Source organism: Flagellimonas spongiicola (genome assembly GCF_023502425.1).
Classification (GTDB): Bacteria; Bacteroidota; Bacteroidia; order Flavobacteriales; family Flavobacteriaceae; genus Flagellimonas; species Flagellimonas spongiicola.
Map to the genome: position 1 here is coordinate 495,619 of NZ_JAMFMA010000001.1, position 17,660 is coordinate 513,278.

The 17,660-nt window shown below is 39.2% G+C and carries 22 protein-coding genes; 9 read left to right on the forward strand and 13 right to left on the reverse strand.

Features of this window, described 5'->3' with window-relative positions:
• Window positions 1-4 precede the first annotated feature (4 nt).
• Both gldI and M3P19_RS02425 read right to left on the reverse strand, forming a co-directional pair.
• Window positions 5-565: a gliding motility-associated peptidyl-prolyl isomerase GldI gene (gene gldI / locus M3P19_RS02420; RefSeq protein ID WP_249656024.1), complete on the reverse strand. Its 561-nt coding sequence runs from the start codon at window positions 563-565 to the stop codon at window positions 5-7.
• The gene (locus M3P19_RS02425) at window positions 562-1,578 is read right to left on the reverse strand and encodes a DHH family phosphoesterase (protein ID WP_249656025.1); all 1,017 of its coding nucleotides are present in this window, start codon (window positions 1,576-1,578) and stop codon (window positions 562-564) included. The genes gldI and M3P19_RS02425 overlap by 4 nt, the downstream gene beginning before the upstream one ends.
• Window positions 1,579-1,653: 75 nt before the next feature.
• On the opposite strand from M3P19_RS02425, the gene M3P19_RS02430 reads away from it, so the two are divergent.
• Window positions 1,654-2,697, forward strand: coding sequence for an alkaline phosphatase D family protein (locus tag M3P19_RS02430; protein ID WP_249656026.1), 1,044 nt, complete (start codon window positions 1,654-1,656; stop codon window positions 2,695-2,697).
• A 49-nt stretch (window positions 2,698-2,746) separates the two neighbouring features.
• Window positions 2,747-3,166, forward strand: coding sequence for a nucleoside-diphosphate kinase (locus M3P19_RS02435; RefSeq protein WP_249656797.1), 420 nt, complete (start codon window positions 2,747-2,749; stop codon window positions 3,164-3,166).
• A gap of 48 nt (window positions 3,167-3,214) precedes the next feature.
• Here the strand turns inward: M3P19_RS02435 and M3P19_RS02440 are convergent, their stop codons facing one another.
• Genes M3P19_RS02440 through recF form a run of 4 tightly spaced genes read right to left on the reverse strand, consistent with a single transcriptional unit; the run spans window position 3,215 to window position 5,546 of the window.
• The gene (locus M3P19_RS02440; RefSeq protein ID WP_249656027.1) at window positions 3,215-3,721 is read right to left on the reverse strand and encodes a GNAT family N-acetyltransferase; all 507 of its coding nucleotides are present in this window, start codon (window positions 3,719-3,721) and stop codon (window positions 3,215-3,217) included.
• A 25-nt stretch (window positions 3,722-3,746) separates the two neighbouring features.
• Window positions 3,747-4,043, reverse strand: a complete 297-nt coding sequence (locus tag M3P19_RS02445; RefSeq protein ID WP_249656028.1) for a DciA family protein — start codon at window positions 4,041-4,043, stop codon at window positions 3,747-3,749.
• The gene (locus M3P19_RS02450) at window positions 4,043-4,465 is read right to left on the reverse strand and encodes a hypothetical protein (RefSeq protein ID WP_249656029.1); all 423 of its coding nucleotides are present in this window, start codon (window positions 4,463-4,465) and stop codon (window positions 4,043-4,045) included. Before M3P19_RS02450 ends, M3P19_RS02445 begins: the two co-directional genes overlap by 1 nt.
• A gap of 1 nt (window position 4,466) precedes the next feature.
• Window positions 4,467-5,546, reverse strand: coding sequence for a DNA replication/repair protein RecF (gene recF, locus M3P19_RS02455; RefSeq protein WP_249656030.1), 1,080 nt, complete (start codon window positions 5,544-5,546; stop codon window positions 4,467-4,469).
• A 125-nt stretch (window positions 5,547-5,671) separates the two neighbouring features.
• Here recF and M3P19_RS02460 point away from each other — a divergent pair, with 125 nt between their 5' ends.
• From M3P19_RS02460 to M3P19_RS02490, 7 genes are all read left to right on the forward strand, one after another.
• On the forward strand, window positions 5,672-6,430 hold the full coding sequence (locus tag M3P19_RS02460; RefSeq protein WP_249656031.1) for a tetratricopeptide repeat protein: 759 nt from the start codon (window positions 5,672-5,674) through the stop codon (window positions 6,428-6,430).
• Window positions 6,431-6,434: 4 nt separating this feature from the next.
• A complete protein-coding gene (gene ribH, locus M3P19_RS02465; RefSeq protein WP_249656032.1) occupies window positions 6,435-6,920 on the forward strand; it encodes a 6,7-dimethyl-8-ribityllumazine synthase in 486 nt (161 codons plus the stop codon).
• Window positions 6,921-7,022: 102 nt separating this feature from the next.
• A complete protein-coding gene (locus M3P19_RS02470) occupies window positions 7,023-7,307 on the forward strand; it encodes a riboflavin synthase subunit beta (protein WP_249656033.1) in 285 nt (94 codons plus the stop codon).
• On the forward strand, window positions 7,307-9,151 hold the full coding sequence (gene mutL / locus M3P19_RS02475; RefSeq protein WP_249656034.1) for a DNA mismatch repair endonuclease MutL: 1,845 nt from the start codon (window positions 7,307-7,309) through the stop codon (window positions 9,149-9,151). Before M3P19_RS02470 ends, mutL begins: the two co-directional genes overlap by 1 nt.
• Window positions 9,152-9,910 (forward strand): rhomboid family intramembrane serine protease, encoded by a 759-nt coding sequence (locus M3P19_RS02480; protein WP_249656035.1) that lies wholly within the window; start codon window positions 9,152-9,154, stop codon window positions 9,908-9,910. It begins immediately after the preceding gene.
• A gap of 3 nt (window positions 9,911-9,913) precedes the next feature.
• Window positions 9,914-10,780, forward strand: coding sequence for a rhomboid family intramembrane serine protease (locus M3P19_RS02485; protein ID WP_249656036.1), 867 nt, complete (start codon window positions 9,914-9,916; stop codon window positions 10,778-10,780).
• Window positions 10,781-10,783: 3 nt separating this feature from the next.
• Window positions 10,784-11,821 carry an endonuclease/exonuclease/phosphatase family protein gene (locus M3P19_RS02490; RefSeq protein ID WP_249656037.1) on the forward strand — a complete coding sequence of 346 codons (1,038 nt, stop codon included), beginning with the start codon at window positions 10,784-10,786 and terminating at the stop codon, window positions 11,819-11,821.
• Here the strand turns inward: M3P19_RS02490 and M3P19_RS02495 are convergent.
• From M3P19_RS02495 to M3P19_RS02525, 7 genes are read right to left on the reverse strand one after another with little or no spacing between them, the layout of a single operon-like run.
• Window positions 11,807-12,127 (reverse strand): DUF6122 family protein, encoded by a 321-nt coding sequence (locus tag M3P19_RS02495; RefSeq protein WP_249656038.1) that lies wholly within the window; start codon window positions 12,125-12,127, stop codon window positions 11,807-11,809. The genes M3P19_RS02490 and M3P19_RS02495 overlap by 15 nt on opposite strands.
• A complete protein-coding gene (locus M3P19_RS02500) occupies window positions 12,120-12,755 on the reverse strand; it encodes a WbqC family protein (protein ID WP_249656039.1) in 636 nt (211 codons plus the stop codon). Before M3P19_RS02500 ends, M3P19_RS02495 begins: the two co-directional genes overlap by 8 nt.
• 22 nt (window positions 12,756-12,777) lie before the next feature.
• On the reverse strand, window positions 12,778-14,514 hold the full coding sequence (gene lepB, locus M3P19_RS02505) for a signal peptidase I (protein ID WP_249656040.1): 1,737 nt from the start codon (window positions 14,512-14,514) through the stop codon (window positions 12,778-12,780).
• Between the two features lie 47 nt (window positions 14,515-14,561).
• Entirely contained in the window at window positions 14,562-15,263 is a 702-nt protein-coding gene (gene dapB / locus M3P19_RS02510) for a 4-hydroxy-tetrahydrodipicolinate reductase (RefSeq protein ID WP_249656041.1), read from the reverse strand.
• Window positions 15,264-15,266: 3 nt separating this feature from the next.
• Window positions 15,267-15,908 carry a DUF5683 domain-containing protein gene (locus M3P19_RS02515; RefSeq protein WP_417953272.1) on the reverse strand — a complete coding sequence of 214 codons (642 nt, stop codon included), beginning with the start codon at window positions 15,906-15,908 and terminating at the stop codon, window positions 15,267-15,269.
• Window positions 15,901-16,812 carry a ParB/RepB/Spo0J family partition protein gene (locus M3P19_RS02520; RefSeq protein ID WP_249656042.1) on the reverse strand — a complete coding sequence of 304 codons (912 nt, stop codon included), beginning with the start codon at window positions 16,810-16,812 and terminating at the stop codon, window positions 15,901-15,903. Before M3P19_RS02520 ends, M3P19_RS02515 begins: the two co-directional genes overlap by 8 nt.
• The gene (locus M3P19_RS02525; RefSeq protein ID WP_249656043.1) at window positions 16,813-17,586 is read right to left on the reverse strand and encodes a ParA family protein; all 774 of its coding nucleotides are present in this window, start codon (window positions 17,584-17,586) and stop codon (window positions 16,813-16,815) included.
• Window positions 17,587-17,660 lie beyond the last annotated feature (74 nt).

Consider the following 17,660-nt stretch of genomic DNA (forward strand, 5'->3'; position numbering starts at 1 on the left):
GGTATTATGGTTTTAGATTTAGACTATCTTGATTAATAATTATTGTGTGCAACTCCACGGTAGATTTAATAGGGGTTCTTGGGCTGATTCTATCCCCATCTCCGTGGTATCCATAAGCTTGAAGTGATGGAAATAGAAAAGTGGCTTTTTCGTTGATTTTAAGTAGTTTAACTGCGTTCTGAAGTCCACTGAATAACTGTTCTTTGTCTACAACATAAGAGGTTGGGCCAATTTCTTCAGCAGTATAAATCGTATCATTGTCCAAGGTGACCAAATTATAGGAAAACAGAATTTGGTCATCGGTTTGTGGCAAATAAATTGCCGTATCGTTTTTACTTTCGAAATAATACCAAAAACCACTTGGACTGTTCAGGTATTGATGTGCTGTATCTTTACCTATGATGTTTTGGATAATTTGTTCTTCTTGTGCCAAAAGTACTTTGTTTCGCTCAACAGATTCCTTAAAGAAACTTCCTGAACTGACCTTAACAGGTTTTCGAGGTTCAGGTCCTGCACAGTTGATTAAAAATAGGACCAATGCCACAATTAGAATTGATTTTTTCATGAATTCAACTGAGTTTTATAGGATTCCAATACGTCATTGAATTTTTTCAAGGTATCTTCCATGCTAAGTTCACTTCGACCTCCAGCTGCATTATCATGTCCACCTCCGTTAAAATGGGTTCGAGCAAATTGATTCACTGAAAACTCGCCAATGGAGCGGAAGGAAATTTTGATGATACCTTCTTCTTTGTTTTCAATAAAAATGACAGCGAATTTGATGCCTTCCAAGGTCAAACCGTAATTCACGAATCCTTCGGTATCCCCTTTCTTAAAACCATGTTTATCCAACTCGGCTTGACTTAAAGTTATAAAGGCAGTGCAAAGTTCAGGTAGGATAACCATATTACTGAGGGCAACCCCAAGAAGGTGTAAACGGGAGGGTGAATTGGTGTCAAACACGTTTTGATGAATCTCCATGTTTTTCGCCCCTTTGTCTATCAAATCAGCTACCACACGATGGGTTCTGCTTGAAGTTGAGCGATATTTAAAGGAACCCGTATCGGTCATGATGCCTGTATATATGTTGGTGGCAATTTCCGCGGTAATAGCATTCAAACCATCCAAATATTCTATAAAATTATAGACCATTTCACAGGTGGAACTCATGCTTACATCAGAATAGGTTACACGAGCATAGTCAGATGGCTGTTGATGATGGTCAATCATTATGAAATCAGCATTACTTGCTTCTAAATGTGATTCCAACTGACCTGTTCTTGAAAGATCGTTGAAATCCAGTGTGAATATCAAGGATGCCTCCTCCAGTAATTTTTTGGACTGACTGTTTTCGCGTTCAAAATTTAAAATAGAGGCACATCCGGGCATCCATTTCAAAAATTTAGGAAAATCGTTAGGTGCGATTACGTTCGCAATGTGCCCTTGTGAATCGAGATATGCCTGCAATGCCAAACAGGAGCCTATTGCATCTCCATCTGGATTTTTGTGGGGTATGATTACGATTTTTTGGGGCTGGGAAAGAATCGACTTAACCGTCGTGATATCCTCTAAATTCATGCGCCCAAAGATACAATAATATAATATAGAGGTAAACCAGAATACACTATTTTTGAGATAATCCAATTGTAAGATATGAAAGCACAACATCTACTTTTTTTAGCTTTTTTCACCGTTTTAAGTTGTAAGCCAACACAAGAGGCGGTGCCCGAAACCAATACATCAAAAGCACAAGATCAGGCTGTTTTTAGAGTTGCTTTTGGCTCCTGCAATAGACAAGAATTAAATAACCCGTTTTGGGATGATGTGCTGCAATTAAATCCACAGGTATGGATTTGGGGTGGGGATAATATTTATGCCGACACCTCGGATATGGAGGTGTTAGGTGCAATGTACGAGGCGCAAAATGAAGTTGAGGGGTATGCACAATTAAGGGCCAATGTGCCAGTAATCGGAACTTGGGATGATCATGATTATGGATTGAATGATGGGGGAGAGGAATTTGAAATGAAAGCAGAAAGTCAACAGCAGTTTTTAGATTTCATGGGGGTATCCAAGACCAGCGAAAGAAGAACTAGAAAGGGTGTGTATGCGGCTCATACCTACGAGACTAAATGGGGGATGGTCAAAGTTTTAGTGTTGGATACGCGTTATTCAAGAAGTAGATTGCAACGCGATTCGAATCCAAACAGAAGGTATATCATCAATGATTCGGATTCGGCGACCATTTTGGGGTCAGAACAATGGCAATGGTTAAATTCAGAATTAACAGATTCTCAAGCTGATTTCAACCTTATTGTAACCAGTATTCAGTTTTTATCCGCTGAACATGGATTTGAAGCCTGGGCAAACTTTCCAAAAGAGGTCGAAAAATTGAATGGCTTGATAGCGTCCTCAGGTGCCAACGGGGTTATACTACTTTCAGGTGATAGGCACATTTCTGAATTTTCCAGAGCTAATATCAACGGGTTAAGTTATCCTTTAATTGACTTTACCAGCAGCGGGTTAACGCATTCATATTCAAATTTCACCTCGGAACCTAATAGAAGAAGGGTTGGTGAGGTAACTTCATCGCTTAGTTTTGGGGTTGTAGATTTGAATTTGGAATCCAAAGAAGTGGTCTTTAGGATTATGGGTGAAAATGGGCAGGTATACCAAGAGTTAAAACAGGCTTATTAAAGCTTGTCCGTTGCTTGAAAAAGTGTAAGTTTGCGCAAAATTTTAAAGCATAATGGGAAATAGAACGTTTACCATGATTAAGCCAGATGCCGTCGAAAACGGTCATATTGGCGCTATTTTGGAAAAAATAACAGGAGCAGGCTTCAAGATCGTAGCCATGAAATACACTCAGCTGAGCAAGAGGGATGCTCAGGAATTCTATGCAATTCACAAAGAACGCCCATTTTTTGGCGAATTGGTTGAATTTATGACCCGAGGTCCTATTGTTGCAGCCATCTTAGAGAAAGATAATGCTGTTGAGGATTTTCGTGCATTGATCGGTGCAACTAATCCAGCCGAAGCAGCCGAAGGTACAATTCGTAAACTGTATGCAACTAGCATAGGAGAAAATGCGGTACATGGTTCAGATAGCGATGAAAATGCCGGTATTGAAGGTGCATTCCATTTTTCAGGCAGAGAAGTATTCTAATCCTGATAATCAAGAATACGGAAGCCACTTCATATGAAGTGGCTTTTTTTATGCCGTAAAAAGTAAATATTCAATTTCTTTACCAGGCGGGCTAACGGTTCCATTCGGCTTTAGCCCGATCTTTTTGAGCAGATAACACGATTTGATGTTGGAAGGAGTGGTGATGCCGTTTATCCGTTCCAAGCCCAATTTATGTCTTGCGTGTTCCATTAATGCCATACATGCTTCATAGGTATATCCGTTACCTTCAAATTCAGGGAGTATGGCAAAGCCTATGTCTGGATGATTTAGATATTCCCGTTGCAGGAAACCACATAATCCGATGGGTGTATTTTCAGTTTTCAAAATCATTTTGAAAAGCCCGAATCCATGCTTTTTGTAGGATGCTGTAAGGCTATTCTTTATGTATCCCTGCGCTTGTTTTTCTGTTTTTACGCCACGATCACCAATATGAGCGATCCAACTAGGACTATTCAATAAGTCCAATATGAATTTAGTGTCAGCGGCTTCAGCCTCTTGAATCCATAATCTATCTGTGGCAGTTATTTGTTTCATGGATTCGAAATTTGGTTTTGAAGAATTAGCGAAGGACGATTTTCTTAATCATTTCCTTGCCAAGTTCTTCGTTTAACATGTTCATGATCTTGGTTTTGCCTAAACTCAATTCTTCACGAAGTACAGATGAAGACAGCGATACAAAAAGGGTTTCATTCCTTAGCTCAACAGCGGTAGTGTAATTGTTGACGCCATTCCCCATTAATTTAACCCAGGCTTGTCTTGCATCTACCTTATCCATTCCTTTTTGGAGTTTATTTTCTTTGATGAACTCGCCCAAGGCATCTTTCAAAGGAAGATGTGAATTTTGTCTTTTGGCCATTATTTTGGAATGCTTATGGGTGTAAATCTACTATAGGTATACAACACTCCTTCTTCGTTTCGTACTGAAAAACTCATTGAATCCAAAGTTTCAAGTGTTTCCTCCCAACGATTTAGGGAATTCTCATAACTAAATAAGAAATGTTCAGTGTTTTGGACGAGCACAAAATTTTCTACCGCATTTGTTGTCTGATAATTGCCATCAAATTTAGGTTTCATTTTTTTACGGTAACCTTTTTGATCCTCAAAATGGATGAAATCAATAGTGGGATTCATGCCGTATTCCTTTTTACTTCCATCTGGAAATGTAACCTCCTTGATTTCCCAATAACCATTTAACATTGGCAATTGGTCTTTGTCGATTTTCGTATCGGCACAACCAATGCAAAATAGTGCTATTGCTATAACCAGAAATCGTCCCATCCTACAAATTAAATATTTTATAACTCTGTTTGATATTCTTAACTACACTTTCTGTGCGCTCAGCATGTGTATCGCTTATAAAGAGTTGACCAAAATTCTCATCATCAACCAAAGCAACGATTTGTCCAACACGATGTTCGTCCAACTTGTCAAATATGTCATCTAACAACAAGATAGGAGTTGTCTTTGCTTGTGCTTTGATGAAATGGAATTGCGCCAGTTTTAAGGCTATTAAAAATGACTTTTGCTGCCCTTGACTGCCAAATTTCTTAATGGGATGGTTTGCGATGGTAAATTGAAGGTCATCTTTGTGTATTCCAACACTGGTATATTGCACCACCCGGTCTTTTTCTATTGCACCTTCCAAAAGTTGCAGTAGATCGGTGTTTTCCAATTGACTTTCATAAGACAGCATAATTTGTTCATCCTTTTCGGAAATATGCGCATATTGTTCCTTGAAAATCGGAAGAAATACATCTATAAATGCTTTACGCTTTTCATGGATTTTAGTACCTAAAACATTTAATTGTTCATTGTAAATACCCAGGGTGTTAGGGTCAAAGGTATGATTCGCCACAAAATACTTCAAAAGTGAATTGCGCTGCACAAGAACCTTGTTATACTTTAAGAGATCTTGAAGATATTGCTTGTCAGATTGCGATATCACTCCATCCATGAATTTACGTCGTGTATCACTTCCTTCTGTAATCAAATCCCTATCAGACGGGGAAATAATGACTAAAGGTAAAAAGCCGATATGGTCGGAAAACCGTTCATAGGGTTTACCATTGCGTTTGATAATTTTTTTGGTACCCCGCTTAAAACTACAGATGATCTTTTCTTCCCTTTCGTTTTTTTCAAAACTTCCGTCTATGACGAAGAAATCGGTACCATGTTTGATATTCTGTGTTGCAACGGGATTAAAGTAACTTTTGCCAAATGCGAGGTGGTAAATGGCATCAAGAATGTTGGTTTTGCCCACTCCGTTATTGCCTACCAAACAGTTTATTACGGGGTCGAATTCCAGATTTTTGGAATCGAAATTTTTGTAATTAACTAAGGATAAATGCTTTAAAAACATAAAAAGCTAGAAGGATAGTGGGTTATGGACGGTTTTGAGCTTAATAAAGATTCCAAAAATAACGAATAAATTGCCTTTTGGTTTTGGATAAAAACTTTATTTTTGCGCGATTAATTAAATGAAGAATGGCAACATACAAGAAGCGTGGCTTTAAGCCAAAAAATAAGGTAGAGGAAGTACCGGTTGATGAAAACAGCACAACCGCTGAGGTGTTTAGCACCTTGGACGAGAGTGCATCCAAAACAGAAGCTTGGGTACAGAAGAACCAAAATTTTATTTTAGGAGCTATTAGTGTTATTGCCATTGGAGTGTTGGGTTACTTGGGTTACAATGAGTTTATCCAAAAACCAAAAGAAGCTTCTGCAGCCAACGAACTTTTTTATCCGCAACAATATTTTGACCAAGCTCTGACCAATGAGACAGCGAAAGATTCGCTATTTACGTTAGCGTTGAATGGAGCAGAAGGTAAGTTTGGCTTCTTGGACATAATTGAAGAATACAAGGGTACAAAAGCCGCTAATTTGGCAAGATATTCTGCTGGGATGACCTATCTAAATTTGCAACAGTACGATGAGGCCATTGATCAGCTGGATGGATTTACCTCTAGCGATGCGATACTTAGTGCCATGGCTAAGGGAGGCATTGGAGATGCTTTTTCCCAGTTAAACCAAAAAGATGATGCCCTGGATTATTACGAAAGGGCTATCGCGGAAAGTGATAATGAGTATACTGCGCCTAGATTTTTGTACAAAGCAGGCGTATTGGCGTTGAACCTTGAGCAAAAAGAAAAAGCGCTAGGTTTCTTTGAACGCATTCAAAATGAATACGAGGAATCCCAAGAGGCAAACGGTGTAGAAGTGCTTATTGGGTTGGCCCAAAACTAAGAAAATGGCCACTGAAAATAAAAACCTATCAGTTTACGATAAATCTAAAATCCCAAATGCGAAGTCACTTCGGTTTGGGATTGTTGTTTCTGAATGGAACCATAACATAACTGAGGCACTTTATAAGGGTGCAGAGGAAGCGCTGTTGGATTGTGGTGCATTGCAGGAAAACATCATTCGTTGGGATGTCCCCGGCAGTTTTGAATTGACTTTTGGATGTAAAAAGTTGCTGACTACGGAAAATGTTGATGCAGTTATTGCAATTGGCAGTGTGATTCGAGGGGAAACCAGCCATTTTGATTTTGTATGTAGTGCTACAGCTGAAGGTATCAAGGATTTAAATATCACATATGATACCCCGGTTATTTTTTGCGTGCTTACGGATAATACCCTTCAACAAGCCCAAGACAGGAGTGGTGGTAAGCATGGCAACAAAGGTACGGAGGCGGCCATAGCTGCTATTCAAATGGCCGGATTGGGAAATAACTAAGATTCCAAGCTTAAGTTTTCCACTGTTAACATTTTTTGGCAAGCCAGCCAAGTCATGTTTTTTGATTTTAAGTACCTTTGAGGTTACACCGAAAAGGATTTCATGCGAAACTTTCTTAAACTTAGAAGAAACAAGTCTTTCGACTATTCTCCACGCCATTATAAGGGGGAAGGAAATCCATATAAAATAGAACATAAACTCGATAAATTCCGAAGTACTGCGCATACCCAAAGAGGACTTAAGAACAAGGTTTCCAATGCTGTTGAAGATTTGAAAAATGAAGGGGATAAAAACCTTAAAATCAGGTTTTTGGTGATTGTGGCGGTTTTGATACTCCTGTTCCTCTATATCATTGACTTTGATTTATCCATATTCCTGAATCCCTAATGGCGGACATCATTAAACTTTTACCAGACCATGTTGCCAATCAAATTGCAGCAGGGGAAGTGGTTCAGCGCCCGGCATCCGTAGTCAAGGAATTATTGGAAAATGCCATTGATGCAGGGGCAACTTTGATCAAGCTTATCGTAAAGGACGGAGGTAAGGCTTTGATTCAAGTGGTGGACAACGGACAAGGAATGAGTGAAACCGATGCTCGATTGTCTTTTGAAAGACATGCAACCTCCAAGATTTCCAATGCACAGGATTTGTTCAATCTTCAAACCAAAGGTTTTCGGGGAGAAGCTTTGGCGTCCATCGCGGCAATCGCACATGTTGATATGCTTACAAGGACCGAAGACTATGAGGTAGGTACGCATTTAAAGATTGAAGGAAGTAAAGTGGTATCGCAGGATATTGTGGCAACTCCCAAGGGCACTTCAATCGCTGTAAAAAATTTGTTTTTTAATATTCCTGCGCGAAGAAATTTCTTGAAATCGAACCAGGTGGAACTCCGACATATCACGGATGAGTTTCATCGGGTTGCTTTGGTGCATCCTGCTATTGAATTCCATTTTTACAATAACGGCACAGAACTATTCAATTTACCGAAAGCCAATGAACGCCAAAGAATCAGCCATGTGTTTGGCGGTAAAATGACAGAGCGTTTAGTTCCGGTGGGTGAGGATACTGAAGTGGTTAAGATATCAGGATTTGTTTGCAAACCGGAATTCGCTAAAAAAAGTAGGGGGGAGCAGTTTTTCTTTGCCAATCATCGCTTCATTAAAAGTCCCTATTTGCATCATGCAGTAGTTTCGGCATTTGAAGGGTTGATCAAACCAGATGTTTTTCCAGGCTATTTCCTGTATCTGGAGGTGGACCCTAAAAGCATAGATATTAATATTCACCCAACCAAAACGGAGGTGAAATTTGATGATGAACATACCTTGTATGCTATTCTAAGGTCTACTGTAAAACATAGTTTGGGCCAATTCAACGTGGCTCCAGTGCTCGATTTTGAACATGATCCCAACTTGGATACACCCTACGCCTATAAAGAAAAAGACGCAGTTTTACCCGGGGTGACCGTGGATGCTGGGTTCAATCCATTTAAAGAATCTGTAAAAGCGCCCAAGTCATCCTCCCCAGTCCAAAAGCAAAGTGTTAAAGGTTGGGAGACTTTGTATCAAGGCTTGGAAATGGATGAAATGGCCGCCTTTAGTAGTTTAGAGATTGAATCTGAAACAGAGGTGCAAGGCAGTATTTATGGTGATGCTGAAGTTGAAACTCCTTCGGGAATTACTTTTCAACTGCAACGAAAATTTGTAGTAAGTACCATAAAATCAGGCTTGTTACTTGTACATCAAAACAGAGCTCATGAACGTGTTTTGTTTGAAAAATTCCTGGGAGAGATTACCGTGAAAGAAGGTATTAGCCAACAGCTACTTTTTCCTTTGGAAGTTTCCTTCTCTAAACAAGATTTGGAGATTCTTAAAGAGGTCAAGGATAGTTTGTACAATGTCGGTTTTGCCTTTGAAAACTTAGATCAGGAGACTGTAAAAGTGACAGGAGTACCCGTATTGGTTTCTGAAAGTGGGATTGGCACGGTATTGGATCGTTTGATTGCGGATTATAAAGAGGGCTATGAGGTTAGCGTATTATCCCAAGCAGAATTGATTGCTAAAACCTTGTCCAAAAACCTTGCGATAAAAACAGGTGAAATATTGGATAATGAATCCCAATTGGCATTGGTTCACGATTTGTTCGGGTGTAAGGAACCTACATTAAGCCCTTCTCACAAAAAAACATACACTATTATCTCTGACGGGGATATTGAAAAAAAATTGAATTAGATGGGTAGATTGACAGAAACAGTAAAACATCTTATTATAATAAATTTCATTGTATGGATCGGCCTAATTGCTATTGGAAATGAGAACCTTTACAATATGTTGTCATTGCATTTTCCATTAAACCCGGAATTCAAGCCATGGCAAATAATTACCCATATGTTCATGCATAGTAATGTGTTCTTCCCACATATATTCTTTAACATGTTAGCTTTATATATGTTTGGAAGCCCTTTAGAGCAAATGTGGGGGAGAAATAAGTTTTTGTTTTTTTATTTCTCCGCTGGTTTAGGGGCTGTATTATTACCTTTTGCAATTGACTATTTTCAGTTTAATTCTGCCATCGAGTTGCTGACAGGACAAGGGTATGTTAAGTCTGATATTCTAGCATTATTGGAACAGGGAAGATACAATGAACAATGGGTTGAAATTTTAGGGCAGGAAAAATGGATTGATAACGTTTTTAGAGTTTATTTTCAACAAGGTGTCGGCGCTTCTGGCTGCGTAATGGGCTTACTTGTTGGATTTGGAATGTCTTTCCCTAATGCTAGACTAATGCTAATTTTTTTACCAGTTCCTATAAAGGCAAAGTACTTTATTCCCCTAATTTTAGCTTATGAAATTATTTCTGGTGTTTCAGGGGGAGCAAGTGTATTTGGTGTTAATGTAGCACATTTTGCCCATGTCGGAGGTGCTCTTACAGGCTTTATCATGATGTGGTATTGGAAAAAAAATCAGTTCAATCAAAATAGATGGGATTAAGCGATGGCAACTGGAGGATTAAAATATAATTTCGCTAGGCTGAATATAGCTGAAAAGCTTATTGCCATTAATGTATTAGTGTTTATACTTGATGGTTTGGCCAGAGCCCTTTACAACTATTCGCTATCTGAATGGTTTCAATTGCCAAAGGCTTATTTGGCATTCTTCGGACAGCCATGGTCCTTGGTCACATATTCGTTTTTCCACGCTGGTTTGGGTCATATCTTTTGGAATATGATCATGCTGTATTTTTCTGGGCGTATTTTTCTTAATCTCTTTGGAAACCAAAAGTTCCTTAACGTCTATTTCCTCGGTGTGATTGTGGGAGGGCTCGTGTTTTTACTAAGCTATAATTTCTTCCCAACACTTTTACAATCCAACACGGTGTTAATTGGTGCTTCAGCTGGTGTTACCGCCGTATTGATATTTGTATGTGCCTATTTACCCAATCAAGAGGTTAGATTATTGTTCTTTAATGTGAAACTATGGTATATAGGGGCATTTTTTGTTCTGATAGATTTAATTCAGATTCCCTATGGAGGTAATGTAGGAGGCAGGTTGGCGCATCTTGGAGGTGCATTTTTGGGTTATCTATATGCGAGACAATTGTTAAATGGCAACGATATAGGTGCTGGTTTTGGTAAACTATGGAACGGAATTACCCAATTATTCCAACCAAGAGAAAAGAAAGTTCCCCTAAAAACAGTGTATAAAAAGAAAACATCCAAAGCTCAAGGTAAGGCCGAATATGATAAAGCAGCCCACCAAAAAAGGATAGATGATATTCTAGATAAAATCAGTAAATCAGGATATGAAAGTTTGTCCAAAGCAGAAAAGGATTTTTTATTCAAAGCGGGAAAACAGGAGTAGAGTTTGAAAAAACGTTCAAAAATCATTGATAAGGTTCTTTATTACATTAACCTAATTTTTGTGCTATTAGCGGTTGTTGCGTTAATAGTACCTCATGTTCCAGTCAACTACATACCCACGCTTTCAACTGCAAGTTTGGCGGTACCCATACTAATTTCCATTCATGTGCTTTTCACCTTATTTTGGTTTGTCAGGAAAAAGAAAAGAATGCTACCGTCCTTATTGATACTTGTGGCATGGTATCTTACCTTAGGACCATTTTATTTGTTTTCAGGTCCTCAAAAATCAGTCAAGGGGAATGGAGTTTCCATCATGACATTTAATACCAGGGGATTTAATGAATATGGGCAATTAGATAAGGAAAATGTAGATAGCTTGATTATAGATTTTGTCACAAAACAAGATCCTGACATTGTTTGCTTTCAGGAATGTTACCATGTGATGAAGATAAATGATGCTTTGGCGCAATTTCCCTATAAATATGTGGATTACGAATACGGTAAACGTTTTGACAAGGTAATTCAGGCGATATATTCGAAATTTCCAATCCTCGAAATTGATTCAGTTCCCTTCCCTAGGAGTGCAAATACAACTATCTATGCAGATTTATTGATAGATTCGGACACAGTACGCATGTATAATGTACACCTACAGTCCTTCCGCATAATACCTGAATTGGATGTGCTTTCCAATCAAAAATCTTCCAAGCTCTTATCTCAGTCCAAGAAGGTAATGCAAAAGCAATATCAGCAAGCGGGCCTGATCCAGGAGAGCATGCAAAAAAGCCCATATAAGAATATCTTGGTGGGTGATTTTAACAATACTCATTACTCCAATATTTACCGGACCATTATTGGGGATATGAAGGATTCCTTTATGGAAAAAGGTTCAGGGTTTGGTCGGTCCTATAATTTTCTTGGATTCCCTATGCGTATTGATTATATCCTCGCTGATCCTTCATTTGAAGTGTTAACGCATCAGAATTTTGATGTAAAGTTATCTGATCATTATCCTGTAATGGCGACTTTAAAACTCAAGTGACATTAAGAGGCAATCGGAGAAATCGGCAATGATATGAATGATAAGCGCAAGACCGATTAATCGTGTTGGTTTAAAAAATGGTAGAATACAGTAAATCAGTATGGCCCAATAGCTATGTAGAAAATGAAAATTGATACTGCATCTGTTACTATCAAAAATTGGGTCTGCCCATAAATGATCAATGTCAATTAGCATTCCAGCCAGTAAAATTAGGGTGATTTTTAAACGGTTTTCTTTAAATAGTAGTAATCCAATTGCAATTGGGACTAAAAAATGGATGCCATAATGGATAAGGAACCTAAGCATCCAGAAAATCTAAACGGACGTTCTTTAGGTAGTCTAAAGTACTTGGTCCCTCATTGAAGAGCAAATCCAGCACACTGAGATTTGGTATAAAGCCATGTCTTTCGCCAAATACCTGAGTGTATTCTGGAGTCATCACTTGATTGTCTTTTTTGGCATTCACGAGGATTCTTGCATCAACGGATTCATTGGGGTCTAAGATGTATTTTTCCGTAAAATCTTGTGATAAGTTAATGCCTAAGCAGTCACCAATAGTTGCTATGGTTTTAAGATTGAATTGGAAGAGATTTGTGGCGTTAGTTTCAAATAGGGGTTTTAAATCATCTTCAAAATACTCAAAGAAAGGAGAGGTCCGATATGCGGTTTCCAGGGTTCGCCAATGTTGTTTTTGCCAATTCTCTGAATGGTCAATAACAACATCCTTGTATTTTTGCCTGCCTTCTTTCCCGCCAACATGCTTTATCGGGATATTGAGCATGTGTTTGCCTTGATCCGTGCAGATATAACAGCGATTCCGGTAGGTTTGCTTTTGAAAGTTATCTTCTGCCTCCCAAAGAATATTTTTTTGAACCATCACCGCAAAATTGGTGATACTTGGAAAATACGTTGGATGAAGAAGAACCTTGGACATTATGGTGGGGTTATCCCTTATTCTACATTTTCTTTTTTCGTTTCCGAAAGAAATCAAAGACAAACCATCCTAAAACGGCGGCAACAAAATACCAGCGATAGGACACAGGTTCTCCACTTCCCCCAACGGTAGTGAATACACGGTCCCAGCGCGGACGCCAATTGAAAAATCCGTCTTTGAAATTGTCAAAGCTCAACCAAAGAAATACAGGCTTTCCTACTATGTGGTTGGCAGGTACATATCCCCATGTGCGACTGTCTTCAGAGCTATCCCTGTTGTCGCCCATCATCCAATAATAATCTTGTTTAAAGGTATACGAGTTGGCCTCCTCACCATTGATCAAAACTTTTTGTCCTGAAACTTTTACATCGTTGTACTCATAATCCCGAATTATCTTCTTATAAAGCGGAATGGTTCTGGCATTGATTTCGACCGTTGCACCTGCTTCTGGTAAATATATTGGTCCAAAATTGTCATTGTTCCACGGATATAGATTAGGTTTTTGTGGATAGGAACCGCCGTATTTACCCTTGGGTTCATTCGTTCTGATCACCGAATCTATTTCAGGGTTGTTACGCAGTTGTTCTACCATTTCATCCGTCATATTGGCCAAGCGAGAAAATGGACGCTCTTCGGATAAAGACAAACGTAATTGTCGGATTGCATCTGCAGGTATTCCTTTTTCGTCGGTAATGATTTCAATTTGTCCTTGATTGTTCTTGTATGCACCTCTGATGAAAGGAGATAGACCGTTAGCCTGGTTTTCATTCAATGTGGCTGTTATGTACTTTCTACTATAATCAGCTGCATCTACCTCGGCCAAAGCTTTGCTGGACACTCCTTTTTGCGAATAAATGGTATAGAAATACATGACTTTCGCACGATCGGACAGTTGTAAACGTTCTCCGTTGATATGCACAAATCCATCAATAACAGCCAATGAATCACCGGGTGTACCCACACATCGTTTTACGTAGTTGGACTTTTTGTCTATTGGTTTCTTTACCGCTTTTTCTGCCCTGAAAAATTGATGTAAGGTGTCCGAGGGTAAACTAAAAACCACAATGTCATTCTTTTTTACCTCATTAAAGCCAGGCAAACGCATATAGGGTAGCCTGAGTTTATTGATCCAAGAGGTTTTGTAGGTTTCTGGACTTACATCTGCCAAATAGGAGCGGGTTTTAAGTACTGGTAAGGTATCATGCACCATAGGAGCCGCCATGGTGGTCATTGGTACGCGTGCGCCATAATGGAATTTACTCACAAACAAAAAATCCCCAATTCGTAAGGTTCGTTCCAAAGACCCTGTTGGTATTACGTAGGGTTGAATAAAATAAGTATGGACAAAGGTTGCTGCCACAATAGCAAATACGATTGAACTCACCCATTCGCCTAAACCAGTTCGTGGTTTTAGGCTACGGTCTTCAATATATTCAACCTCCTCAAAATAATTGACGTAATAAATGTAAAAACCCAGGGTCAATATAACGGCCCAGGTTTCCAACAATGAATTCTTGCCAAAACTTCTAATGGTCTCTACCCAGACTACAGGGAACATCAAGAGATTTATAATTGGGATGAACAATAGGAGAACCCACCACCAAGGACGATTGATGATTTTCATCAATACAATACCATTATAAATGGGAATAGCTGCTTCCCAAGCTTTACGGCCAGCTTTTACGTAGAGTTTCCAGGTGCCTAAAAAGTGAATGACCTGAATGATCAAAATAAAGATGATCCATTGTGTTCCGTCCATAAAAATATTTATTTGTGAGACTTGATGTCTTGCTTATTGTTACTACGTTATGTAAGATTTAACACGTCTTTCATGGAAAAAACACCAGTTTTTCCTTGAATCCATTCTGCTGCAATCACAGCTCCCAGTGCAAATCCTTCACGATTATGAGCCGTATGTTTGATTTGAATTTCGTCAACCTGACTTCCATAGCTTATGGTGTGGGTGCCAGGCACCGAACCTTCCCGCTTGGAATTGATGGTAATACTGTTTTCAGCTTTCTTGTCCAATACCCAACCGCTATAATTTGAATGGTCCACAATGCCTTCTGCTAAACTAATTGCCGTTCCGCTAGGGGCATCCAATTTCTGGGTATGGTGTATTTCCTCTAGTTCAACATTATATTGATTGAGACCTTTCATCATTTTGGCCAGATAGGCATTGAGTTCAAAAAAAACATTTACACCTAAACTAAAGTTGGAAGCATAGATAAATGCGCTTTGCTGATCCTTGCAAATTTTTATTGCTTCATCATACTGATCTAACCAACCTGTTGTTCCAGAAATAACAGGGACTTTGTTTTTAAAACAAGAGGTGATGTTACCAAAGGCTGAATCAGGGGTGCTAAAGTCGATAGCTACGTCCATCGCCTCAAATGGAATGTTGGTGTTTTCCAAATCTATTTTTGCAACGATGGTATGGCCGCGTTCTGTAGCGATTCGTTCAATCATCTTCCCCATTTTGCCATATCCGAACAAACCAATTTTCATACATCAGAATTTTATGACCAGTGCCATCCCGTAATTCGGATTGCTGGTAAAGGGATTTAAATCTAAATAGGGTTTGAAATCAACGGAGAGGTTGTCATCTACATTGTATTGCTTCAAATGGGCATCTACATTGGCGTCGATGATATTCAATGCGTAGAGCGCAATAGAAATCAACAAGGATAAATCCCTGTCACGTTGTGCTCTCTCTTGCGCATCTTGGAGGGCTTCCAACGATAAATCAGGTCCTTGGCCATCACCATTGATATCGTAAAATTCATCATCGGTAAAACCAGCGCGTCTACGCTTAAATGCGTCCCGGGCACGATTGTATTCGGTGTTGTTGAAGGAATAGGTATAAACCGCTGTTCCAATTGCTCCCCAAACGATGGGGGCTTTCCAATAGCGCTTATTATAGATTTGTCCAAGCCCAGGTAAAATTGCAGAATAGAAGGCTGCTTTACTGGGGGCTAATGGATTGATTCTTTTTTTCTCATAGGTGACATCGTCCAATGTAATCCCTTCTCTTTCCAAGTCCTGCGTCAAGGAATCAACTGCTGTTGGAGGTTTCTGGATCTCATCCTCTTGCCCATGGGCAATACTAAGAAATAAGAAAAGAAAGCTTAAAAAAAAGAGCTTTTTAATCACCAGTCAATAATTTTCTTAAACGCTGGAATTCTTCCTTCGAATGAAATGGAATCACAATTTTTCCTTTTCCATTAGCGGAGGTGGTAACATCTACTTTGGCTGAAAGGTGTGATTTTAAAGCGTCAATACCCTTGGTTACAAAGTTGGGCACTTCTTTGGTTAAGGCTGCTTTTTTACTTGGGTCTTTCTCAATTTTCGCCTCCTTGTAACTTTTTACCAAACGCTCAGTTTCACGAACAGATAAACCGTCGGAAACGATTTTTTCATAAATATTGATTTGATCCTTCTTCTTTTCAATATTAATAAGCGCCCGTCCATGACCCATGCTTACAAACCCATCTCTCATGCCTGTTTGGATAATAGGGTGTAATTTCAATAAGCGTAAGTAGTTGGTGATTGTTGAGCGTTTTTTTCCGACACGATCACTTAGTTTTTCTTGAGTGACTTTTACTTCATCAATCAATCTTTGATAGGACAATGCAATTTCAATAGGATCAAGATCCTGTCTTTGGATATTCTCAACCAAGGCCATTTCCAACGATTCTTGATCATTGGCAATTCGGATGTAAGCAGGAATGGTTTCCAACCCTACAATCTTGGAAGCTCGAAACCTACGTTCACCTGATACCAACTGAAATTTATTGAAATCCAGTTTCCTTACGGTAATAGGTTGGATGATGCCCAATTCCCTAATGGAACTCGCTAGTTCTTGTAAGGATTCATCATTAAAGTTGGAACGTGGTTGAAAAGGATTGACCTCAATGGATTCCACATCAAGTTCTACCACATTACCGATTACCTTGTCAGCGTTTTTGTCAGATACGGATTGTATATCGTTTTCCGGGTCCTTCAATAGCGCGGACAGGCCTCTACCCAAAGCCTGTTTTTTGGTTGCTTTCGCCATCTAAACTTTCTCCTTGTTTTTCTTCAATATTTCATTGGCTAAGTTGAGGTAATTGGTAGCACCTTTACTACTAGCATCGTATTTAATAATGCTCTCCCCATAACTTGGGGCCTCGCTAAGCCTAACGTTTCTTTGGATAATGGTGTCAAAAACCATATCCGCAAAGTGTTTTTTAACTTCTTCAACAACTTGATTGGATAACCGAAGTCTAGAATCATACATGGTAAGTAGCATACCTTCGATATCCAAATCATTGTTATGGATTTTTTGGACACTTTTTACGGTGTTCAATAATTTCCCCAAACCTTCTAATGCAAAGTATTCACATTGGATTGGAATCATTACGGAATCTGCTGCAGTTAATGCATTCAGTGTCAATAATCCCAAAGATGGTGCACAATCAATCAGAACAAAATCGTAGCGATCGCCCAATTCACGCAACGCCTCTTTCATCATATATTCCCGATTGTCCTTGTCTACCAGTTCAATCTCTATGGCAACTAGATCTATGTGTGCCGGGATTAAATCTACATTTGGGGAATCTGTTGGGATGATTACGTCATTTACACCTAGGGTATGTTCCAATAGCTGATACGTGCCCTTTTCAACACTGTCCACGTCTATCCCTAAACCTGAGGTGGCATTGGCTTGAGGGTCAGCATCAATCAACAAAACCTTTTTCTCCAGTACACCTAGTGAGGCTGCCAAGTTTACTGTGGTGGTTGTTTTACCTACTCCGCCCTTTTGATTTGCAATAGCAATTATCTTGCCCATTTCATAGTAAGTTAGGGGCTAAAAATACGATTATTTAAGACGCTAAAAAATGTATTTTGTTAACAGAAGGTGAA